Here is a 3,308-nt window from a genome sequence, read left to right on the forward strand (position 1 = left end):
GTCGCCAGGCTGAGCCGTCGCGCAGCGGCGGCGGCGCGCACGGCTTCGAGCGTCCGACCGCACCGGTGGTGCGCGAAGTGGCGATCGGCGACACCATCACCGTGGCCGACCTGGCACAGAAGCTCGCGCTGAAGGGCGGCGACGTGGTGAAGGCGCTGTTCAAGATGGGCGTGATGGCCACCATCACCCAGACCATCGACCACGACACCGCCGCGCTGGTGACCGAGGAACTCGGCCACAAGCCGGTGCGTGCAGGCAGTGCCGACGCCGAGGACGCGCTGCTGGCGCACACCGAGGACGCGCAGGGCGAGAAGCTGCCGCGGCCGCCGGTGGTCACCATCATGGGCCATGTCGACCACGGCAAGACCTCGCTGCTGGACTACATCCGCCGCACCAAGGTGGCCTCCGGCGAAGCCGGCGGCATCACCCAGCACATCGGCGCGTACCACGTCGAAACCGATCGCGGCGTCATCAGCTTCCTGGACACCCCGGGCCATGCCGCGTTCACCTCGATGCGCGCGCGCGGCGCCAAGCTCACCGACATCGTGGTGCTGGTGGTCGCGGCCGACGACGGCGTGATGCCGCAGACGGTCGAGGCGGTCAAGCATGCGAAGGCGGCCGGCGTGCCGCTGATCGTGGCGGTCAACAAGATCGACAAGTCCGGTGCCGATCCGCTGCGGGTCAAGAACGAGCTGCTGGCGCAGGACGTGGTCGCCGAAGAATTCGGTGGCGACACCCAGTTCGTCGAACTCTCGGCCAAGACCGGCCAGGGCATCGACGTGCTGCTGGACGCGATCTCGCTGCAGGCCGAAGTGCTGGAACTGCGGGCGGTGGCCGAAGGCCGCGCCAGCGGCGTGGTGATCGAGTCCTCGCTGGACAAGGGCCGCGGCCCGGTGGCGACGGTGCTGGTGCAGCAGGGCGCGCTGAAGAAGGGCGACTACCTGGTGTGCGGCATCCAGTACGGCCGCGTGCGTGCGCTGTTCGACGAGACCGGCAAGCAGCCCGATTCGGCGGGTCCGTCGATTCCGGTGCAGGTGCTGGGCCTGTCCGGTGTGCCGGATGCCGGCGACGACTTCGTGGTCGTCGACGACGAGCGCCTGGCCAAGGACGTGGCGCAGCAGCGCGAGACCAAGCGCCGCGAGTCGCGCCTGGTGTCCTCGGCGGGCAGCCGCATGGAAGACATCATGTCGCAGCTCGGCAAGGGCGAAGGCCAGCTGTCGCTGAACCTGGTGATCAAGGCCGACGTGCAGGGTTCGGTGGAAGCGCTGAAGCAGTCGCTGACCGCGCTGTCCAACGAGCAGATCCGCATCAACGTGATCCACTCCGGCGTGGGCGGCATCACCGAGTCCGACGCGAATTCGGCGCTGGCCTCCAAGGCCACGGTGATCGGCTTCAACGTGCGTGCCGACGCCTCGGCGCGGCGCATCATCGAGACCAACGGCATCGACCTGCGCTACTTCTCGATCATCTACGACGTGATCGACCAGGTGAAGCAGGTGGCGTCCGGCCTGCTGGGCGTGGAGATCCGCGAAGAGATCATCGGTATCGCCCAGGTGCGCGACGTGTTCCGCAGCTCCAAGTTCGGCGCCGTCGCCGGCTGCATGGTCGTGGAGGGCGTGGTCAAGCGCAACAAGCCGATCCGCGTGCTGCGCGACAACACCGTGGTGTTCGAGGGCGAGCTGGAATCGCTGCGTCGCTTCAAGGAGAACGTCGACGAAGTGCGCAACGGCACCGAGTGCGGTATCGGCGTGAAGGCCTACAACGACGTCAAGGCCGGCGACCAGATCGAGTGCTTCGAGCGCATCGAAGTGCAGCGTACGCTGTAAGAGCCGGGAATCAGGAATCGGGATTGGGGAATGGGAAGAGCGGGGCGCTGCAGGTGCGTCGCTCGTCCCAGACCCTTCCCGATTTCTTTATTCCGAACAGAGAGATTTTCGCTATGCCCACCAAATCCTTTCACCGTACCGATCGTGTGTCCGCGCAGATCCGGCGCGACCTCGGCACGATCGTGCATGCGGCCGTGCGCGATCACGGCCTGCCGTCGGTCAGCGTGTCCGACGTCGAGGTCACCCGCGATCTGGCCCATGCCAAGGTGTTCGTCACCGCGCTGATGCAGGAACGCTCGGCCGAGGCGGTCAAGGGCCTGAAGGAGCTGGCGCCGCAGCTGCGCAGCGAGCTGGCGCGGGCGATGAAGCTGCGCCACGTGCCCGAACTGCATTTCCACTACGACGATTCGGTCGATCGCGGCGAGCGCATCGACAATCTGCTGCGCGACATGCCGGAACTGCAGCAGGCGCAGGACGACGGCGGCCCTGCCGCCGACGACGCCGACACGGCGCCGCGCAAGGACTGAGTCCGCTGCCGACGCCGCGGCGTCGGCGTCCAGTGTTCGAGTGCGGGCGCCCAACGCGAGCGTCCGTTTCGCAGTCGCGATCGCGGCGCTCTTTCATCCGTCTGGCGTCACGCTGTTCCATGCGTGCCGTTCGCCCGCGCCATGCCGGGGTCGGATCCGCCAATCCCGAATCCCCAATCCCGAATCCCCGCCCAACCCCCCATGCCCGTCTTCGGCCCGCGCCTGCCCCGTATCGTCTTCCGTCGCCTCGACGGCATCGTGCTGCTCGACAAGCCGATCGGCATGAGTTCCAACGCGGCGCTGCAGGCGGCGCGGCGGCTGTTCCGTGCGGAGAAGGGCGGTCACACCGGCAGCCTGGATCCGCTCGCCACCGGCCTGCTGCCGCTGTGCTTCGGCGAGGCGACCAAGCTGGCCGGGCTGCTGCTCGGCTCGGCCAAGGCCTACGAGGCAGAGGTCGTGCTCGGCGTCACCACCGACAGCGACGATGCCGAGGGCGCCGTGCTGCGCACCCGCCCGGTGCCGCCGCTGGACGCAGCGACCCTGGAGGCGGCGCTGGGACCGCTGCGCGGGCGTATCCGCCAGCGCGCGCCGATCTACTCGGCGCTCAAGCAGGGCGGCGAGCCGCTGTACGTCAAGGCGCGCCGCGGCGAGGCGATCGAGGCGCCGGAGCGCGAGGTCGAGGTGCATGCGATCGACGTGCTCGCCCACGCCGGCGACCGCCTGCGTCTGCACGTGGCCTGCGGATCCGGCACCTATATCCGCAGCCTGGCCCGCGACCTGGGCGAGGCGCTGGGCTGCGGCGCACATATCGCCGCGCTGCGGCGGCTGTGGGTGGAACCGTTCCGCAACCCGCAGATGGTCACCCTGGAGCACCTGCAGCACCTGGCCGCGCAGGATCCGGCGGCGCTGGAGGCGCTGGTGCTGCCGCTGGCCGCCGGCCTGGCCGATTTCCCGC

At 69.1% G+C, this 3,308-nt stretch carries 3 protein-coding genes; all 3 read left to right on the forward strand.

Annotated elements, in window-relative coordinates; translation table 11 throughout:
- On the forward strand, positions 1-1,826 hold a 1,826-nt coding region (infB, locus tag D588_RS0106490), incomplete at its 5' end, for a translation initiation factor IF-2 (protein ID WP_017915408.1).
- A 113-nt stretch (positions 1,827-1,939) separates the two neighbouring features.
- On the forward strand, positions 1,940-2,353 hold the full coding sequence (gene rbfA, locus D588_RS0106495) for a 30S ribosome-binding factor RbfA (protein WP_017915409.1): 414 nt from the start codon (positions 1,940-1,942) through the stop codon (positions 2,351-2,353).
- 201 nt (positions 2,354-2,554) lie between these two features.
- The coding region (gene truB, locus D588_RS0106500) for a tRNA pseudouridine(55) synthase TruB (RefSeq protein ID WP_017915410.1) at positions 2,555-3,308 on the forward strand (754 nt) is incomplete at its 3' end.

This window comes from Xanthomonas sp. SHU 308, from assembly GCF_000364645.1.
Classification (GTDB): Bacteria; Pseudomonadota; Gammaproteobacteria; order Xanthomonadales; family Xanthomonadaceae; genus Xanthomonas_A; species Xanthomonas_A sontii.